This window comes from Pseudanabaenaceae cyanobacterium SKYG29 (genome assembly GCA_025055675.1).
Lineage (GTDB): Bacteria > Cyanobacteriota > Cyanobacteriia > Pseudanabaenales > Pseudanabaenaceae > M5B4.
Map to the genome: position 1 here is coordinate 223018 of JANWWT010000002.1, position 19084 is coordinate 242101.

At 46.3% G+C, this 19084-nt stretch carries 20 protein-coding genes and 1 riboswitch; of the genes, 13 read left to right on the forward strand and 7 right to left on the reverse strand.

Annotated elements, in window-relative coordinates; translation table 11 throughout:
- Positions 1-193: 193 nt before the first annotated feature.
- From NZM01_05800 to NZM01_05815, 4 genes are all read right to left on the reverse strand, one after another.
- Positions 194-1159 (reverse strand): iron ABC transporter permease, encoded by a 966-nt coding sequence (locus tag NZM01_05800; protein MCS6959545.1) that lies wholly within the window; start codon positions 1157-1159, stop codon positions 194-196.
- A gap of 23 nt (positions 1160-1182) precedes the next feature.
- Positions 1183-2127 (reverse strand): ABC transporter substrate-binding protein, encoded by a 945-nt coding sequence (locus NZM01_05805; GenBank protein ID MCS6959546.1) that lies wholly within the window; start codon positions 2125-2127, stop codon positions 1183-1185.
- A gap of 232 nt (positions 2128-2359) precedes the next feature.
- Positions 2360-3226 carry a (2Fe-2S) ferredoxin domain-containing protein gene (locus NZM01_05810; protein ID MCS6959547.1) on the reverse strand — a complete coding sequence of 289 codons (867 nt, stop codon included), beginning with the start codon at positions 3224-3226 and terminating at the stop codon, positions 2360-2362.
- 12 nt (positions 3227-3238) lie between these two features.
- Positions 3239-5296 (reverse strand): TonB-dependent receptor, encoded by a 2058-nt coding sequence (locus tag NZM01_05815; protein ID MCS6959548.1) that lies wholly within the window; start codon positions 5294-5296, stop codon positions 3239-3241.
- A 22-nt stretch (positions 5297-5318) separates the two neighbouring features.
- A riboswitch (cobalamin riboswitch) is annotated at positions 5319-5461 on the reverse strand.
- A 301-nt stretch (positions 5462-5762) separates the two neighbouring features.
- On the opposite strand from NZM01_05815, the gene NZM01_05820 reads away from it, so the two are divergent.
- The 8 genes from NZM01_05820 to NZM01_05855 all read left to right on the forward strand — a co-directional run bounded on the left by NZM01_05820 (position 5763) and on the right by NZM01_05855 (position 13038).
- The gene (locus NZM01_05820) at positions 5763-6797 is read left to right on the forward strand and encodes a chlorophyll a/b binding light-harvesting protein (GenBank protein MCS6959549.1); all 1035 of its coding nucleotides are present in this window, start codon (positions 5763-5765) and stop codon (positions 6795-6797) included.
- A 10-nt stretch (positions 6798-6807) separates the two neighbouring features.
- Positions 6808-7317: a flavodoxin FldA gene (gene fldA / locus NZM01_05825; protein ID MCS6959550.1), complete on the forward strand. Its 510-nt coding sequence runs from the start codon at positions 6808-6810 to the stop codon at positions 7315-7317.
- A 33-nt stretch (positions 7318-7350) separates the two neighbouring features.
- Positions 7351-8847 (forward strand): chlorophyll a/b binding light-harvesting protein, encoded by a 1497-nt coding sequence (locus NZM01_05830; GenBank protein MCS6959551.1) that lies wholly within the window; start codon positions 7351-7353, stop codon positions 8845-8847.
- Between the two features lie 174 nt (positions 8848-9021).
- Complete coding sequence (locus NZM01_05835) at positions 9022-9264, forward strand: hypothetical protein (protein MCS6959552.1); 243 nt, start codon at positions 9022-9024, stop codon at positions 9262-9264.
- A complete protein-coding gene (locus NZM01_05840) occupies positions 9254-9961 on the forward strand; it encodes an alpha/beta hydrolase (GenBank protein MCS6959553.1) in 708 nt (235 codons plus the stop codon). The genes NZM01_05835 and NZM01_05840 overlap by 11 nt, the downstream gene beginning before the upstream one ends.
- A gap of 566 nt (positions 9962-10527) precedes the next feature.
- Entirely contained in the window at positions 10528-11721 is a 1194-nt protein-coding gene (dnaN, locus tag NZM01_05845) for a DNA polymerase III subunit beta (GenBank protein MCS6959554.1), read from the forward strand.
- A 371-nt stretch (positions 11722-12092) separates the two neighbouring features.
- On the forward strand, positions 12093-12683 hold the full coding sequence (locus NZM01_05850; GenBank protein ID MCS6959555.1) for a VWA domain-containing protein: 591 nt from the start codon (positions 12093-12095) through the stop codon (positions 12681-12683).
- 4 nt (positions 12684-12687) lie between these two features.
- On the forward strand, positions 12688-13038 hold the full coding sequence (locus tag NZM01_05855; protein ID MCS6959556.1) for a hypothetical protein: 351 nt from the start codon (positions 12688-12690) through the stop codon (positions 13036-13038).
- Here NZM01_05855 and NZM01_05860 read toward each other — a convergent pair.
- Both NZM01_05860 and NZM01_05865 read right to left on the reverse strand, forming a co-directional pair.
- Positions 13033-13851 carry an inositol monophosphatase family protein gene (locus tag NZM01_05860; GenBank protein MCS6959557.1) on the reverse strand — a complete coding sequence of 273 codons (819 nt, stop codon included), beginning with the start codon at positions 13849-13851 and terminating at the stop codon, positions 13033-13035. The two genes, NZM01_05855 and NZM01_05860, sit on opposite strands and share 6 nt — an antisense overlap.
- A complete protein-coding gene (locus NZM01_05865; GenBank protein MCS6959558.1) occupies positions 13848-15002 on the reverse strand; it encodes a bifunctional sterol desaturase/short chain dehydrogenase in 1155 nt (384 codons plus the stop codon). Before NZM01_05865 ends, NZM01_05860 begins: the two co-directional genes overlap by 4 nt.
- A 55-nt stretch (positions 15003-15057) precedes the next feature.
- On the opposite strand from NZM01_05865, the gene NZM01_05870 reads away from it, so the two are divergent.
- Positions 15058-15678, forward strand: a complete 621-nt coding sequence (locus NZM01_05870) for a riboflavin synthase (GenBank protein MCS6959559.1) — start codon at positions 15058-15060, stop codon at positions 15676-15678.
- On the opposite strand, the gene NZM01_05875 is transcribed toward NZM01_05870, so the two are convergent.
- The gene (locus NZM01_05875) at positions 15675-16409 is read right to left on the reverse strand and encodes a hypothetical protein (GenBank protein MCS6959560.1); all 735 of its coding nucleotides are present in this window, start codon (positions 16407-16409) and stop codon (positions 15675-15677) included. The genes NZM01_05870 and NZM01_05875 overlap by 4 nt on opposite strands.
- A gap of 56 nt (positions 16410-16465) precedes the next feature.
- On the opposite strand from NZM01_05875, the gene NZM01_05880 reads away from it, so the two are divergent.
- From NZM01_05880 to NZM01_05895, 4 genes are read left to right on the forward strand one after another with little or no spacing between them, the layout of a single operon-like run.
- Positions 16466-16825 carry a DUF2237 domain-containing protein gene (locus NZM01_05880; GenBank protein ID MCS6959561.1) on the forward strand — a complete coding sequence of 120 codons (360 nt, stop codon included), beginning with the start codon at positions 16466-16468 and terminating at the stop codon, positions 16823-16825.
- A gap of 18 nt (positions 16826-16843) precedes the next feature.
- Positions 16844-17461, forward strand: a complete 618-nt coding sequence (locus NZM01_05885; GenBank protein MCS6959562.1) for a hypothetical protein — start codon at positions 16844-16846, stop codon at positions 17459-17461.
- A complete protein-coding gene (locus NZM01_05890; GenBank protein MCS6959563.1) occupies positions 17455-18135 on the forward strand; it encodes a GUN4 domain-containing protein in 681 nt (226 codons plus the stop codon). Before NZM01_05885 ends, NZM01_05890 begins: the two co-directional genes overlap by 7 nt.
- Before the next feature lie 56 nt (positions 18136-18191).
- Positions 18192-19025 carry a hypothetical protein gene (locus NZM01_05895; GenBank protein MCS6959564.1) on the forward strand — a complete coding sequence of 278 codons (834 nt, stop codon included), beginning with the start codon at positions 18192-18194 and terminating at the stop codon, positions 19023-19025.
- Positions 19026-19084: the final 59 nt, after the last annotated feature.

Sequence of the window (19084 nt, forward strand, 5' to 3'; positions counted from 1 at the left end):
TGAATCCCGTTGCCCACTCCACCTGCACATGGAAGCTAGGCAAAATTACATACTGCTGCATGGGCTTCTCTAGCAATGACACAATACTTACAAATGACAAACATAATTTTACATAACCCAAAGGTTACAAAAGGGTTTGTAACAAAAATCACAAAAATGTATAAAATTTGTCATAAACCTGGGGAGATAAAGACTAGAGTTTGTTATGGCGGAGAATCAACAAAACCACTGGTGCCCCTAACAAGGTAGTGACAGTATTGAGGGGCAGCATGACGGGCGGCAGTTGAGTGAGGAGATCAGCAGCTATTGCCAGCAAAGCGCCAACAACTACGGTAGTTGGGCACAACCAACTGTGATCACTGGTAGACCATGCCAGGCGGCAAATGTGGGGTACGATTATTCCCAGGAAGCTAATTGGGCCACAGTAGGCTGTGACAGTGCCTGACATGAGAGAACTACTCAGGACGAGGAGTAAACGCACTTTGGGTAGGGATACTCCCAGACTGACGGCATATTCTTCCCCCAGTAACAGGATATTGAGGGCAGAAATCAGACCAAAGGCAATACCCAAACTAACTGTAATCAGCACAGAAAAATATCCTAATTCTGCCAGACTCACCCCCCGAAAACTACCCGTCGACCAGGATAGAAACTGTTGTATCCGATCGGTAGGGGCAAAATAGACAAGCAAAGAGGCAAGGGCACTGAAAATATAACTGAGCAGCAGACCAAGAATTAACAGACTGCGGCTATCTGTTAGACGGGCACTGACCAACAGTAAAAGCAATAGGACTGCTGTAGCCCCCAAGCAAGCTCCACCGACAAAACTCAGATCAGGCAGGGGAAAAGGCAATATGCCTTCGGCCAACACTACGATCGCTACACCCAGGCTGGCACCACCACTAATGCCCAGGACAAAGGGTTCTGCCAAAGGGTTGCGAAAGAGAGTCTGTAATTGCAAACCACTTACGCCCAAACCACCACCTGCCAAAATCGCCGTAATTAATTTGGGTATCCTGAATTGCCACAATAGTTGACTTGGGGTAGAGTCAGTCATACCACCCAGAACCATCGACAACACCTGCCCTGGCGATAGAAAAACCCTACCGACACACAGGCTGACTAAAGACAAAATCAACAATAAAATACTTGTTACCATGAGTAGTAATGACCGTTTTTTATTCATGGCTGAATTTTTTGGTAATAGACCAATTCATGATCAGGAAGGAGTTGGGGATGAAAAATTTTAATTAAGTCCGCCAAGATAAGATGGGGATTGGCTACACCACTTTCCCAAAAGTCATTCGCCCCTTTCTCATGCAAACGCTTATTAGCTAGATAAACATTCCTATTTTGCACAGCCCGAAATTGACTGTAACGATCGTCTGTTTTGAGAATATCCTTAACTGTTCGCCAAGTCTGATCACCATTGACCCAATATTCAGCCTGCTGTCCCTTGAGCAAGACATCCTCAAAAGATAGTTGTAAACTCTCCTTGGAAGCATCATTTGCCCACAGATAGTTAGCCCCTGCATCTGCCAATAACTGGGCAGGATAGGTTTTACCCCCTGGTACATACCAAACCCCTTGATAACTAAAACCCGCCATCACTGTGGGTCTCTTTTTGACATTCTGCGTCAGTTGCTTTAACTGTTGATACCTTTTTTCCACCTGATGGAAGTACCGATCGGCTTTTTCTTCAGCGTTAAAAAACAGGGCTAGAAACTTAATCCATTCCGTTCTTGCCAAAGGTGAAGGCTCACGGTATTCTGCCACGATCGCTACTGGTAAATTACCTTTGCGCAACACTGGCAAAACATCGGTATTAGGATTACCCGTCCCATAGGTGAAAACAACATCAGGTTTTAATAAAAAAAGTGCCTCTTGATTGAGAGTAGACCCCTGTCCTAGGGCAATAGTTTTACCCGCGGCAATCTGGTTATGGATTCGTTGTGAATATACGTAATGGGCTAAACCAATACCCTTGATTTTATCAACTACACCCAAATTTTCTAAGTGCGTCAAATAGGTAGTAGAAAGAGCCACGATCGATCGGGCAGGAATTGTAAATACCTGGTCATAGCCCGAAGGCACAGGTGCACCACACATAACTAATGCATACCGCAATTGCTTTCCACCCTTCCAGGGGCTATTAATTGTAACCAGTTTGTAGTATTTGTGATAGGTGACTGTAAATCTTTGGGCATGTTTAACTTGCGTTTTAACAGGAAAATAGTCCTTTTGGGAGTCAAAGTTTCGGATACATTCCCTTGACTCAAACTTAGGGGGCAAAGATTTGTTTAATCCATAGGCAGTAAGCCACGGTACAGAGAATAAAAAGAGCAAGCCCAGACCTAACCTAAATTTCCCCATGACTGGCATACAAATAGCGTTCTACCTTTTGACCATTGACCAGATGGTCTCTGACAATTTGCCTGGCTACTTCGGGAGTAACACGACAATACCAAGTCCGATCGGCAGAATAGAAAACAACAGGTCCCATCTTGCACACCTCTAAACAACCAGAATCTCCTACCCGTACATCCAAACCTTGTTTTTCTACTTCTTCTTTCAGGGCTTGATAAATTGGTTGCCACTCCCGCGACGGCAGACAACGACCCGATCGGCAGACAGAAATATAAGGCTTTTTCAGGGGATTAGCAGGGAAAGGAATCGGGTCTAAGCCCAAAACATAAATACGGCGTAGAGATTCATACAGGCTGAGTTTTGCCAAGTTAGGTTGATGTTCTGGTAACAGGGACTCATCCTCTGCCACAAAGGGATTAGGCAAAAACAAAGTCATCATCTTTTCTGCCTTACCATTCCAAAACTGAATTCCCCAACTGCGGGGTTGCCCCTGCTGATTAAACCGTCGATAAAAAGCACCCTTGCTGACCAGACGGTGTTGTTGCAATTCCTTGGATGTCCGATCGTGGGGACCGCCTCGATGTTCCTCAACGCACAGATGTAAATGCCAACTGTCAGTGACCACAGTTAAATAACCATCGTAAATTACATTGATTTTGGGTGGGGCATTAAACTCTAGTTCCAAAACACTGCCCTCTACCACATGACCTACCTGCACCGATCGCCAATTTTCCTCAAACAGAGTGAACAACAGAGGACCCAAAACATCGATCGTGACAGGAAAGAACTCATATTCAATTTGTCCACCATTGGGTGTATTTTCCACAAGAGTTTGCCCCAGGGGTGTGACATAACGCATAGTTATTTTCTCCTACAAAAAGCTTGCAGTTAAACCTAGGCGATAGGTACGTCCCGCATCAGGAAAGCCAGGAAACAATTCAAACCGTTGGTCAAAAATATTTTCTACTCCCCCTGTCAGTTGCCATCCTTCTCCCAGAGGTAAGCGAAACCGCAGATCAAAAGTAGTATAGCCATTGAGAAATTCCCGATTCAAGTTGTCTGTAGGATAGCCAGATAGGGAGTGCATAAGCAGACCAACGTAAGTACCTTTACGGTCATCAAAAGCCAGCCCTAAATTCAATGAATCAGCACCAGCAAAGCGTAACTCTTTACCGATTACAGCGGGATTAGCATCATCTAAAATAATTGGGTTATTATTGGTGTAATTAGCTTGCAGGAATAGATTAGGTGCCAGTTGCAAGTTTAAACTAGTTTCTACACCCGTAGAGCGGACAAAACCAATATTTGTAAAGGTACCACTGATGCCATCCCTAGGGGGAATAACCCTCGTAAAAGCTACAACATTGCTGATATTATTGATGTAGTAAGTGAACCGCAATAGACCTATATCCCCTAATTTTTGATCGAAACCAAAATCGTAACTATCCCCTGTTTCTGGCAGTAGGTTGGGGTTACCAATAAAAGTGGGATTGGCTGAGAACAAGTTAGAGATAGTCGGCAAACGGAAATTGCGCACATAGTTAGCCCGCACAATTGTGTCGCCAAAACCAAATTTAGTCCCTACGGCAGGAGTAGTTACAGAACCCTTCGCTAAGCTACTAAACTCCTGTCTTAGTCCAGCAGTGACAGCCATAGATGGACTGACATCAACAACATATTGAGCAAAGATAGCCCCCTGGGATACACCTGCATCATAGCCCAATCTGACTTCTTCTGTCGCTAGATTTTGCGTAGTGTTCCTCACAGCGACATCGCGGTAGTCCAGCCCATAGGTAAGAGTTTGATTGGGGGCAAACTGCCAGCGGTGTTGTATCTGGGTTCCCCAAGAACGCTGCCTTGTCTCAAATCTCTGTTGTGTTTGTGGTCTTCTACTTTTCACAGTCCGCCCAGCAGTGTCAACACTCAGGGTTTCGGCAAAAGCAGTGCGATTATCAAAGCGCGTGTTGAGAAAGTCGGCAAAAATCCGAGCTGTTAGCAGAGAATCTGTTCCTGCTCCCAACTGCTGCTGCCAGGATACATCGGTGAGAATCTGGTCAGTATACTTGCGATTGTTATCGGTGAGAGAATTAAAAAACCCCTGTCCAAACTGTGGTTCAGGAATCGGTACTCCCCCTGGTACGCCCTGTTCTTTCGGTAAGTAAAAGGCAGACAAACTCAGTTTAGTCCGATCGGTTGGCTCATAGTTAAACTTTATGCCCAGGTTATTGTAGATGGTGTCATTGTTGACACGGAAGGCAGACACATCAGCGATCGAAAAGAAGTAGTTGTTCTGGGCTTGGGTACGATTGTAGTTTAACAAAAGCGAAAAATCTCCCTCCCTGGTATTCAGGGAAAACTGTTGGCTATTAAAACCCAAATTCCCCAGCTCAGTAGTTAAGCGATAGACTCTGCCCTCCTCTGGACTAGTTGTGATAATGTTGACAATCCCACCAATCGCATCCGAACCATAGAGGGTAGAACCGCCACCAGGCAAAACCTCAATCCTTTCAATGATGTCGGTGGTCAGTTCGGAGAGGTCAAAAGCACCCGCTCCCAGATTGTTGATTGGTCTGCCATCTAATAAAATCAACACCTGTGCCGAATTAGAACCCCTAATGAACTGCCCCGACAGGGCGTTGACCTCTGTACCAACCGTGCCATCAGGCAAAATGCCTGGCAAAAAGCGCAAAGCTTCTCTAACTGTTCTCGCCCCCTGGGCTTCTATCTCTTGTCTTTCGATCGTGTAAGCAGGTCGAGTCGTATCCCTAAGGGTACCTTCACTGCGGAAAGGAGTAGCCAGGGGTCGCCGTAGCAGTTGCTCTGTAACCGTCAGTTCAATGTCATCCTTGGTTTGAGCTAAAGCCCAACCACCAACCAAAGAAACATAAACAAGACTGCCCCAGGACAGCCGCAATAGTAGTTTAGCCATTTTCTGTACCTCGCAGAAAAAAGGGAATAGCAAGACACCTGGCGGGCATTCTGACTGAGGAAGATACTTCCATCACAGCTGCGGGACAGCGTTGGATTCACACCAAACTTTCCCCGTTACCTCTAGGGGCTGCTCCCCCCCAGAACCAAGTCACCTTACCCTAGCACCATCTCCCACCACCGTCAATCTCTGCCACCTACCTCCCAACCTAGTTGTAAAAAATTTCGAATAAATTTATTGCAATAAATTTGCAGCTATGTTAGACTAACCCTAGTCAAGTGAGACATGACTGTTCCTCTCATAGAGTAGGCTAGCTAGGTAGACAGGGGGTTCTACCTGGCTTTTTCCCTGTAAATCTTTCTGTCAAAACGTTTCTTAATACAAATTTAATAGTAAAAACTCTTGATAAACTTGGAACTAGGCAGTAATATTTATCCTAGTTACTGAGTTTGAATATCAATAAGCTATGGAAATAGAACAACGTATGCAGGAGACTGGGGATGACAATATCCCTTGGTGGGCAGGCAATGCTCGGCTGACCAACTTATCGGGTCAACTGTTGGGTGCTCATGTTGCCCATGCGGGGTTAATTGTGTTGTGGGCAGGACTGATGACTTTGTTTGAAATTGCCCATTTCGATCCCAGTCGACCAATGTATGAACAGGGATTGATTCTTTTACCCCATTTAGCTAGCCAAGGTTGGGGGATAGGTGCAGATGGAGTTGTAGTCTCCACTTATCCCTTTTATGTTATTGGGGTTTTGCACTTGATTTCTTCAGGAGTGCTTAGTTTTGGTGGTGTCTTCCATGCTCTGCGGGGACCTAAGTCTTTGTTAAATTTGCCATTCTATGGTTACACCTGGGCAGACACTAACAAGATGACTAACATTATTGGCTTCCATATAATTGTATTAGGATTAGGAGCCTTGTTATTGGTGACAAAAGCTATGTTTTGGGGTGGTTTGTACGACCCGATCGCTAGAACTGTGCGTCTGGTTACTAATCCTACCCTCGATCCAGGGATTATTTTTGGTTACTTGTTTGGTGCAATTGGCAAGAATTGGCTTGCCAGCGTGGATAATCTAGAAGATGTGGTAGGTGGTCACATTTGGATTGGGTTAATTTGTATTGGTGGTGGCATCTTTCACCTGCTAACTAAACCGTACAGTTGGACAGAGAGGCTATTTATTTGGTCAGGAGAGGCCTACCTGTCTTACAGCCTAGGTGCCCTAGCTTTGATGGCATTTGTAGCCACATATTTTGTATCCGTCAATACTACAGTATACCCGATCGTTTTCTATGGTGAACCGCTATCGATCAAGATGGGGATTGTCCCCTACTTTGCTACCTTTGACGGCAGTCTAACCAATAGAGTGTGGTTAGCTAACGCTCATTTCTGGTTAGGTTTCTTCTTTTTGCAGGGACATATTTTCCACGCGCTGCAGGCTTGGGGCTTTAACTTTAGAACAGGTAGAGTCGAATCAGTTGTAGCACAGGTATAGGGAGGAAGAGATGACTAAGATTGGTGTATTTTTTGGGACAACAACAGGTAAAACAGAGGGAATTGCTGACTTAATTGTGGATGAACTGGATGGTCTGCCTGTAGTTTGCAAAGATATTGCCAAAACCCAGTTGGAAGAACTCACCCAGTATGATGTTTTAATCATTGGTTGTCCTACTTGGGATATTGGGCAATTGCAGTCTGATTGGGAAGCTATTTATGATGACCTAGACAAGCTAGATTTTTCTGGCAAAAAAGTTGCCTACTTTGGTACAGGGGATCAGTATGGTTATGCTGATAACTTCATGGATGCGATCGGTATTTTAGAAGAGAAAATCAGCAGTCGGGGCGGTCAAACTGTTGGATACTGGTCAACAGACGGCTATGAGTTTAATCAATCTCGGGCAGTACGCAATGGCAAGTTTGTCGGTCTAGCGATTGATGAAGACAATCAGCCAGAGTTGACAGAAGAGCGTGTCAAACGTTGGACAGCCCAACTGAAGCAGGAGCTAGGTCTGTAGTCTTTCATTTCACTGTGCAGAAAAGGAGCGAACATGACAGCTACAATTACTTACGAACGACAACCACAACAGTTTGGTTGGTGGGCAGGCAATGCTCGTCTAACAGAACTATCGGGGAAACTCCTGGGTGCCCATGTTGCCCATGCGGGTTTGATTGTTCTATGGGCAGGGGCTATGACTCTCTTTGAGTTATCCAGGTACGATGCGTCCCGACCAATTTATGAGCAGGGTTTAATTCTTTTACCCCACATTGCCAGTTTGGGTGTGGGAGTAGCCAAGGGAGGAGTGATTGTTGACACCTATCCCTACTTTGTGATTGCGGTTTTACACTTAGTTTCCTCAGCTGTTCTAGGGGCTGGGGGTATTTTCCACTCTCTGCTACAGGCAGACAGATTGCCTATGTCCAACACATTTAGCGGTTTCTTTGGCTACGAGTGGGAAGACGGCGATAAAATGACGACCATCATCGGTATTCACCTTTTACTCTTGGGGGGAGGAGCATTACTACTAGTAGCTAAAGCTCTATTTTGGGGTGGTTTGTATGACCCAAGAGTAGAGGATGTACGGGTAATTACTAATCCCACTCTCAATCCATTTGTCATCTTTGGCTACTTGTTGGGCATCGTTGGCAACGGTAGAGGTATGGCAGCTGTAAATAATCTGGAAGATGTGGTCGGTGGTCATATCTATGTTGGTCTTTTGTGTATTGGTGGTGGTGTCTTTCACATCCTGACCAAGCCGTTTGCCTGGGCACGATCGGTTCTCATCTATTCTGGGGAAGCTTATCTTTCCTATAGCTTGGGTGCTCTTGCTTACATGGGTGCTCTAGCAGCTTACTTTGTTACCTTCAACAACACTGTTTATCCAGAAGTTTTTTACGGGCCTGTAGATACTTGGCAAACGACAGCAGGAGTGGTGACAACTAGGGGATGGCTGGCTTCTTTCCACTATGTTTTGGCAGGATTGTTTCTTGCAGGTCATCTGTGGCATGCCATCCGTGCTCGTGCAAAGGCAAAGGGGTTTGATCTCAGTAAAGGGGATTTGGTCCGCCCCTTCGACAATGATCCCCAGGTGGGCAATCTGGCTACACCTGTCAACTCTTCTGACTTTACTCTGAACTTTCTGCGCGGTTTACCAATCTATCGGGCTGGTCTTTCGCCTTTTGCCAGAGGTTTGGAAATCGGTATGGCCCATGGCTACTGGCTGATTGGACCTTTCATTAAACTCAATCCTGCCCGTGATACGGACTTTGCTTATACTTCGGGGCTGTTGGCAACTCTAGCGTTGTTGCTGGTGATGACGATCGCTTTGTCTACCTATGGTACCGTTTCCTTTCAGAAGCAGCTAGTGACAGTACCCCGTCCTGCCTTTGCCCGTACCATACCCAATGTCCCAGAAACCCTCGTCACTATCGAAGGATGGAGTCAGTTTACGGCGGCATTCTTTGTGGGCGGTTGTGGGGGGGCAGTGTTTGCCTATCAGCTGCTGTTGAACTGGGGACGGATTCAAAATTTGTTTCCCTTGAGTTAGGATAAAAAGTTATGATGCACTACGAAAGCAAAGCAGCAATTATCTTTCTGCTGGGTGCGTTGTGGGCGTACACGATGGTTGCTAGTCTCAATGCCATTCATCTGATGTTTACTTAACTTGGTGGGGGGAGTGCTGCTCTCCCTTTTTTTGGGTTTATGAGGAGAAGAATGACAGATGCTTTGGATTATTGCTTACAATCTTGCCTTTTGGTCGATTGTCGCCACAGTTCTCTATGGCTATTGGCGGTCTCTACGATCGAGTTGGCAGTGGGTTAGAGAACACCATCGCATTCCCTGTAGTCGGTGTGTCTATTTCACAGGTAATTATCGTCTGAAGTGTACTGTCCATCCCTGTTCTGCTCTTTCTCCCCAAGCAATCAATTGTCCTGACTTTGAGCCAAGGCTTTATGAAAGATAAACTAGAAGCGGTCATCATCAGCACTAGTCCCAGCAACGATCGTTTAGATGTCAGCTTAGCTCGCTATTTGGGTAAACACTATTCTGTTGCCCAATGGATTTACAGTCATTCTCAGTTAGATGCGGCTATTTCGACAACCGAGATTTTAGGCAATTTGCAAAACTACCTTGCTCCCTTTCCTCCCGTGCATCTAATCGGACACAGCCTGAACGGAATGTTAGCCTTTTTGTATGCGCAAAAGTTTCCCGATCGAGTGTTATCTTTAACTTTGTTAGCAGTAGGCAAAAATATGGCAATGAATTGGATTGCTCAATATTATTTTAATTTACACTTCCTACCAATCTGTCGTAATTGCCTCCTGGAACAAATGGCGATCAATCTATTCGGTTATCGTTCTCCCTCCGAACTATACTTCTATGTCCAGTTATTGGAGCAAGACCTGACCTACGGCTTTTCTCCCCACAGTCCCTTTCAGTTAGCTTGTCAGAAAAACGAACCGATTCCTGTCCCTCTCTGCGTCTGTGGTAGTGAAGATGATTTCATCTGTGACCCCGATACTCTATCTACTTGGCAACCTCTGTTGAAAGATGATGACCAGTTTTATCTTCTGCCGGCAGGCAAACACTACTTCCATCATTTTCAGGTAGAAACAGTGAGCAGTTTGATTCAAGACTTCTGGCAAGCTACTCAGACATAGCTAACTCTGACCAGGGAATAAAAAACTACAGAGCAAACAGATTAACCAGAGCGGCAAAAACGCCACTGTCCTCATGCGTAAAAATACCTTCTCGATCGACTGGTTCGGGTCGAGAGTCTTGCCAACCGACGGCTTACAACTGACCACAGAGTTTTAAACAGGGGCGGCAGAATCTTTACGGAGTTGTTACCAGATTGTAAATTTTTATGAATTCTTGGCACGGCTGGGGTGGGGAAACCTGTGGAAAACCTGTGGAAAACTCGGCAAAATCTGTGGAAAACCTGTGGAAAACTTCGCCCTTTCTGTGGAAAAAAAAGGCGTTCCTGTGGAAAACTTTGACTAGGTATTTGTACCCTGTGGAAAACTAGGGGGGTTTTTCCACAACTTTTTCCACAGGCTGCGATCGCTGAAACCCTATCTACTAAGGGATTTTTTTTAGTTTTCCACAATTTCCACAGGCCCTACTACTACTAAATTAAATATTTAGATCTAGTAGGAGTAGTAGTTGCAACAAGGTGCGCTTACTGAAAATGCTATAGTGGTCTAGGATGTGATTTAATGGGTCAATGTATTTTTCCTGTCCGCAAAATGTTTTAGCAACGAATCTCAGCTTGGTGAGTCGTGCGGTTGCTTCACGGCCTAGCCATCCCATCTTGGCAAACATTTTGTTGGAAACAGACCAGGCATCTGGTAATATATCCCTAACGGCGTTTGATCTGAATTTAGGCATTCAAGTAAAGTTTCCCGCCAATATTGAGCAGGAAGGCAGTATTACTTTGCCATCCCGTTTACTGAACGATATTGTTTCCCGATTGCCGGAGGCGGAAGTCATACTCCAGTGCGACAAAGAGACGAGTACTGCTAGTCTGTTGTGTGGGTCAGGACGCTATGAGTTACGGGGCTTGCCAGCGGACGACTTTCCCCAGTTGCCCCAGATCAGCGGTTCGCGAGCCTCACGGCTCGAGGGAGCTCGCCGACCTCCGAGCGACCAGGGGCAAATTTCCTACCTGCCTGTGGAGGCAATTTTAGCAGGGGTGAGTGGGTCTTTGTTTGCTGCCTCCAATGATGAGACAAAACGGGTGCTAACGGGTGTACATGTGAAAGTGCAACCCCAGGGGTTGGAGTTTGCCGCAACTGATGGACATCGCTTAGCAATGGTGGAAATTCCCTATTCCGAGGAGGAGACTGCTTTGCCCCCCCAAGCTGTGACTAGTTTAGAGGTGACGGTACCAGCCCGGGCGCTGCGGGAATTGGAGCGGATGTTACAGCACTACACGGAGGGCATGATTGCGGTGCAGTTCGATGAAACTCAGATGGTCTTCCAAGGCATACAACAAATGCTGACAGCTCGGCTCCTCGATGGGGTATATCCCGATTACCATCGCTTAATTCCCCAGCAGTTTAAGTACCAGGTTACAGTTGAACGCAAAACTCTAGTCAGTGCCCTAGAGCGGGTGGCAGTGCTGGCTGATCAAAAAAACAACATTGTCAAGGTTACGATTGATGAGCTTAACCAGGAAATAGCCCTCGCTGTGGATACACCAGAGGTGGCAGCAGGAAAGGAGTCTTTGCCAGCCCAAGTAGCGGGGGGAAATTTGGAAGTTGCTTTCAATGTCAAATATCTCCTAGATGGACTGAAGTCAGTCAATAGTACGGATGTTACTTTACAGATGAATACTCCCACTAGCCCTGCCGTCCTCAAACCGATCGGAGGAACAAAGGTCACATACTTGGTTATGCCTGTGCAAATTAGGGGCTAGTTAACAGTGGCAAAGTCCAGGAGTGCTGCCGCTCTTCTAATACTGACCGATCGAGGTGTAAAGACTACCTGAGGCGAGGAGATTAGCTTTGACAACATAGCTCTTGTAAATAAGATTGGGACACTGCCTTGTGCAATGGTTGCAGATTATTGCATCAAAGGTAGCTGCAAGAACATACATCTTTGCCAACCTTTTTCAGCCGCTTCTTACAAAGCAGTTAGGCATTGAGTGACAACCTCATGGAAGTGATTACCGGAAAAGCTTATTTTTGATGAGATAGGGGACATGACAATTGCGGCAGTGTTAACCAATGCTATCATTGACTAAGAGGGCGGGTTATAGTAGTCTGCAAACAGTGCATTGAGGGCCAAATGTTGTCTAACCGCGATTACACCCTGATTATTGATAAGAGTGGCAGTATGGCAACCAAAGACCAACCCGGGGGTAAGTCCCGCTGGGAGGCAATCAAGGAATCAACAATGGCAGTGGCAAGCCGCTGTGAAGAGCTTGACCCCGATGGGATTACAGTCTATTTGTTTGCAGGAAAATTCAAACGCTATGACAAAGTGACTTCCGCTAAAGTAGAGCAAATCTTTCAGGAAAATGAGCCAGCAGGGAGCACGAACTTGACTGCCGTTTTGCGGGATGCCCTCGATCACCATTTCAGTAAACCAGATAAGCGCCCCACCACAATCTTGGTTGTGACAGATGGAGAGCCAGACGACCGCAAATCAGTGTTTGAAGTAATCATTCAGGCAACCCAAAGGATGACTAGTGATGAAGAGTTAGCTATTTCTTTCTTGCAAATTGGCAATGACCCCCAAGCTACGCAATTCCTGAAGTCCTTGGATGACAAGCTAACAGGGGTGGGAGCTAAGTTTGATGTAGTTGATACTGTCACCTTCGCCGATATGGAAGACATGACAATCACTGAAGTTCTGACCAACGCTATTGCTGACTAGGACTATGCAGGGAGAATCGATCGAGGACATTCTAGCGCAACTCAAGCAACAGCCTGACCCCCTAGACAAGCTATTAGCGGAGTTAGATAAACCTGCCCAGCCAGAGACAAAGCCAAGGAACGCTAAAGAAACTACCAGCAAGCCAGATTCTCCCTTCCAATCCCCCACGGACAGACCAATACCTGAACTAGAAGCTGTACAAGCGGATTTACAGAAACAAAAGGCGGAGAAAGCAAAAGCCTGGCTAAAAAATTTAGACCGCCCATCGGAGGACGGTATCTGGTTTGAGGAATTTGCTAAGCATTACAGTTCCGAGCTAGAAGCAGCGATCGCTTTCCTGGAAGGTAAATTATAAAGTCAGCACCTTTTGCAGTTGGGGTAAATAGCACTCAATCACGTCAGCCCAGCCGATAATGACAACTTGCAAATGGGCAAGGGTTTGGGGGTGGACATCATTGTAATTGAGGGGCTTACCACTTAAATCACAGCAGACGAGACCCGCAATTTCTGCCAGAGCCAAGGGAGCAACTGTATCCCACACTTTGACGCGGCGATTCAAATATAAATAGATAGAGGATTTGCCCAAGATCACTTCCATAATTTTTAAGCCAAAACTACCCATGCTATAGAATTGGGCATCCCTGAATACTTGGCGAATTTGTTGACCGTATTTCCGATCGTCTTTATCGCTCAGAATCACCTGCATTTGTAGTTGGGGGGGCGGTGTAATTATGATTTCTTCTGTCAGGTCACCGATCGTGCGATAAATCTTCCCCGTTGTTTTGTCACCGAAATACAACACATCAATTCCTGGGGCATAAATCCAGCCCGCCATTGGCTCCTTTTTGTCCAATAAACCTACCATCACCGCATAGCCGAGCTTGCCCGCAATCAGGTCAGAGGTACCATCGATGGGGTCAATACACCAGAGACGATCGTAACCCCGATACCACCAATCGTACACTTGGGGGTCTTCCTCTGCCAAAATGCCATCGGCGGGAAACCACTCCCTGATTTTTTCTACTAAAGCTTCATTCAGACGTAGATCGATCGTCGTCACATAATCCCCTGGGGTTTTCTCTTTGATGGCAAAGTCTCCTGCCTGCCGCCACTCGTAAGCTCGCTGCCCCCACTGGCGTACTAGGGTGTTGATCGCTTGATAGGTCATTCTTTTCTGGTGAATAAACGAAAGTATAGAGAGCGACTCATTTCTTTCAAGGGAAAGAAGATATAAGTCAAGGGGTTGATAGTAACGATAATATCCCGAAAGTCTCGCTTAGCTAAAGCCACGATCGCCCAGGCTACCCACCGGGCCGACATGACACCGTAGGGATTGAGCTTGCTCTTAAAGGGACCGAGAATAATTTTGCGCACAATACAGGGGGCATCTAAGCGGCGTAGGGTAATTATATCGCCAATCCAGCGCTTGGACAGTTCATAGAGGGGACTAAAGGCAGGACTCACCTCTGCCTCTGAGGTGTTCACCCATACTTCCTTGATTGCCCGATCGCGATTACTCTCTACAGTGGCAAAGAACAACTCCAGCCACCGCCACACGGAGTAAGCATTCACCTCGTAGGAAGTAGTAATTGCCTCAGGCGATCGTGCCCCGTAGACATTGACCCCATGATTGAGAATGAGAATATCTACTCCCGCCAGTAATTCCCTGTGCTCTGCTTCCGCCCCTAGTTGCCACCGTACTCCCTCTGTGCCACTAGCAGTGAGGGGGATCACCCGCGCTCCCTGTTTTTCCAGTTCCGCTCTCAGCGCTTGCCCCATTGTGCCAGAGGCGCCTGTAATAGCAACGGTCTTACCCTTGAGGGAGAGAGCTGTGCCCAAAAGTTTGTCCATGAGGGCTATGGTACCACTGAAATAGGCTCGACCATTGTCAAAATGATGCCGCCAATGATAAGTGCGATTGACTAGCCATTCCCCTGGCAACGCAGTAAATGCCCCTGGCTTGTGGGTAAAATCTGTTTGCAGCAGGAAACCCTGGGAACGTGCCAACGCCGCTGCCAAAAATCCCCCTGAGTAGACTGCCCCTAACAGTAGGCTTGGCAGATGGTATAAGTAACCCCCTATCCCCACTATTAAACTCATAGTCACCATGAAGATAGCCTCTGGTACATCGTTCAATAGCTCCGCTTGTTGATACAGTTGCCAGTCATTGACTTCCAAATCTGCCGTGAATACCCGATGGTGCAAATTGTGCCACCGCTGGAGAGGTTTCCAGTAATGACCTGCTAGGTGATAAATGTCGCGGCATATTTCCGCAAAAACAATAGACAGCAGAGCAAATATAAATGTGGCTATCTCCATCACCTTAGGGTAAACGTCCTAAAATTTAACCAAATTGTAATGGATCGGTAAGTATATGTTCACTGGTTTAATCAGAAGTTTAGGAGTTGTGCAAAATATAAACGATCGGCAGTTGGAAGTAGTTGGCGTCAACTTCCCCTTTGCCCTTGGGGACAGTATCGCTGTCAATGGGGTCTGCTTGACAGTCTCTTACCTAATTGAGGGGGGCTTTGGGACAGATGTCTCACCCGAAACCCGAAGGCGCACAAATCTTGGTTACCTAAAGGCGGGCAACCGTGTCAATTTGGAACCTTCCCTGGCAGTGGGGGATAAAATTGGTGGTCATTTTGTCACAGGGCATGTGGATGGCTTGGGTACACTGCGGTCTATGACCCTACAGGGCAATTCCTGGTGGCTGGATTTTGCTGTTCCCCCCCATCTGCAAAAGTATCTGGCAGAGAAAGGTAGCATAGCAGTCAATGGGGTGAGCTTAACGATCGCCACTTGCCATGATGGATTTCAGGTAGCCGTTATCCCCCACACCTTTTATCATACCAATTTGCAACACGTTAATAATAATGTCCCCGTCAACCTAGAGATGGATATACTGGCAAAGTATGTTGAGAGTCTCCTGAAATTTAAGCAACCCACTGCCTCCCTCACCACAGAATTCCTGCAGGAGCACGGCTATCTCTAGCCTACGGCTGCCCAAATCCTTTCTAGCTCCTCGCTTAATTGCGGGAAATCGAGTTCCTCGGGTTTCGCTAGAATCCAAATTACAGCCCGTTGGGCAAAGAAATCCCGCAGGAAAGACTGGTCGGTGTCAGCATAATCAATCACGATCGTTATAGTTTTATTGTCATTCTCATAGAGGCATTGGGGAGTGTAGGTGCTCTCCAGACCAGGGACAACCATATTGGGTAAATACCACCAACTCCCACCCTGCCTTTGCTCTTTCAGTCTGTGTAGCCAAGGGGGGAGAGGGAAATTGCTAGGGGTGAAAGTAACGCGATCGACTTTTTGCCGCAGTTCATCTAGTTGTTGTTGACGATAAGCCAACACCTTCTGGGGGGTACGTTCTCTACTGACTTTCTCCTGGTGGGCTTTTTCTGCTTGGGCATAGATAGCTAGAGCTTGGATATATTCTTCTTCTTTGCGGCGATTGGGTTGGAGTTGTTGTCTCAGTTTGACCATAACTTGGATGACGATTGCTGCCAAACCGATAATTAACAATACACCCCCCAGCCACCGATTAAGACCTAAAATCAACCCACAGACCATAAACACAGCAAATATTTGGACAAATACTATAACCAAGTTGAGGGGGCGAGGAGGAGGGGGAGGAACAGGGGGAGTGAGAGTTAAAGGTTCAACAGGAGGATAGGCTTGCATGATGCGGCGGATAGCAGGGGGAATAATTACTTGCATAGCCAACGATCGCTAACCTAAAGTATCATAGCGTCATTGCCCAGAAAAGTTTAGCTATGCAGGAAGCAAAGAACGTTTTAGGTGGTCCGTTGCAAGTTTGTTGCACCAATCCCATGACAGGTTACTACCGCGATGGCTACTGCCGTGTGGAAGGGGATTACGGCGTGCACGGAGTCTGTTGTCAGGTGACAGCGGAATTTTTGGCATTTTCCAAGACCGTAGGCAATGACCTCTCTACCCCTGTACCCGAATACAGATTCCCCGGACTCAAGCCTGGCGATCGCTGGTGTGTATGCGCTAGTCGGTGGGTGGAAGCTTATGAGGCAGGAGTGGCTCCCCCCGTTATCCTGGAAGCTACCCATATCCGTATGCTGGAGTATGCCAGCCTTGAGGAACTGAAAAAATTTGCCCTCTAAAGCTAACTGGGGGAGGGTATGACAGCCATCACAGACAGATTGGGGGATTTGCTGGACACAATTACCAGTCAGGGTTATGACCTAAGCCGTGACCTCAATCCGGGGCTAGACCGATCGGAGATTCTCTCCCTAGCCAACTTTTTCCCCTGCGCTCTAGCGGAAGAGCTGATCGAGTTATATCAGTGGCGGAACGGACAGATCATGGGCGAGTGGTTTGATAACGGCATCAATGTCAGTGGCATTCCTCTTTTTCGGGATAACTATTTTATTCCCCTGCACAGGACAAAGGAATACTACCTGATTATGCTGGACATCATGGAAGAAGAAGAGGACTGGGAGTTTTTACGCTATGCCTTCCCCTTTGCCACCTATGAAGGGAGCATTTGGGTCATGTGCTGTGGTGCTCAACCACTCCAACCCCAATTAAAACACCCGATCGTTTCTATCTTTGAAGGCATAGAAGTTTATTTCTGTGATATGTTGTCCATGCTGGACACAATTATTGCCTGGTACAGGGAAGGAGCCTACAGAATCAGACCCGATCGCCGTGGTAATTATGCACCCCTCTTAGATTACAATGAAAGACTAGAAAGACAGATATGGCAAAGGTTGAATCCTGACATTATGATATGGTAAGCAGGGAAGAAATTAAAGGCAAAATTAATGCCGCAGACACAAAGGAATGTCTAAGCGGGATTAGGGCAGCAGGGAGTTTAGCAGAGGAGGGAATTACTTTACTGATTGACCTATTTCACACAAGAAGAAAGCAGAACTTGCCCATCGACTTTATTGACGGGACAACTTACCAAGTCCTACGGCAAATGAATGATCAAAGTTTACAAATTCCCATGATAGAGGGTTTGCGTTTACAGGAGCGGCAGATTGACTATCGGGAATTGTTTGATCTATTGAGCTTAGGCGCATACCAACAGGCAGATGCCTTAACTAACAAAAAAATGTGTGAGGCGGCAGGGGAAGGGGCACTGACACGAGGGTGGTTATACTTTACCGATGTAGAGCGGATAGATTTGGCGGATTTGTTAACGATCGATCGTTTATGGTTAATATTTTCCGAGGGCAAATTTGGCTATTCTGTGCAGCGGCGGATTTGGCTTAATCTGGGTAAAAATTGGGAAAAACTCTGGCAGCAAATTCGCTGGAAGCAAGATGGTAGTTTTGCCCGCTATCCCAGCGGCTTCATCTGGAGTTTAGAGGCACCCCGGGGACATTTGCCCCTGTCCAATCAGATACGGGGGAACAAAACCCTAGAGGCAATCTTTAATGTGTTAGAACGGGCTGATAGAGCTTAACGCCAACTCCAAAGATTGTTACACTGGGATTGTGTATTTACAACCCCAATTTTTGTATGGCTGTTAAAATCCCAAATGCGACTGCAGTCACGATCGTTACGATTGCTCTCAACATTGTCCGATCGGAGCCGAAAGTCTATTTTGGGCTAGGTCTAGTGTCAGTTCTGTGGTCAATAGTACCAGTTTATGGCTGGGCGAATTCTAGCAAAGTCCTGGCAGTAATCAGTACAAAAGCCTATCAGAAATTATTGGGTGTGGAAGAGACAACTGCCCAGATACAACAAAGATTGAATCGCAAGTTCTGGAGTTTTTGGGGGCTAACAATCCTAGGGGGCATTTACATTGTTATACTCATCTGTTTCTGTGCAATACCCTTCTTTGCTTTTACTTTTGTCTACCTGCAAATCATTGAGTATTACTATTTGTTAGCTCTTGTAGGTTATTCTAATTCTACTGTTCTTTTTGTTGTAACTATCTTTGGTAACATAGTTTACATTGGACTTCTTCTATTCCTTGGCAGTCTCTTTTTCTACCTCTATGGCAGAGTCAGCTTTGCCGAATTACCCTTAGCAGTAGAACCCCAGCAATCCATATTTGGCAGTTTAGCCCGAGCGTTTGCTTTGAGTGCTGGTCAGGCTCGCAAGATTCAAATGGTTTTTTCTATTAGTTCTTTGATTTTACTTAATACCTGGTTCACTCTGCCTTATCTAGTTGTATCAGGCTTAATTGTTCTGTTGGGGGGTAGCTTCATCGTTCTGTTGGGGGGTATCTTCCTCTTTTTGGTAGTGACCTATGCAATCCTGAACACAATTCTGCAAGTGACAAAAGCAGTAATTTACTATGACCTACTGTGTTTTAGGGAAGGAGTTGACCTCAATATTGAAATGTAGTTATGGACTTATGTCTGCAAATTAGTTGATCTGTTGCCACAAAGAGTTGATGATCCGTA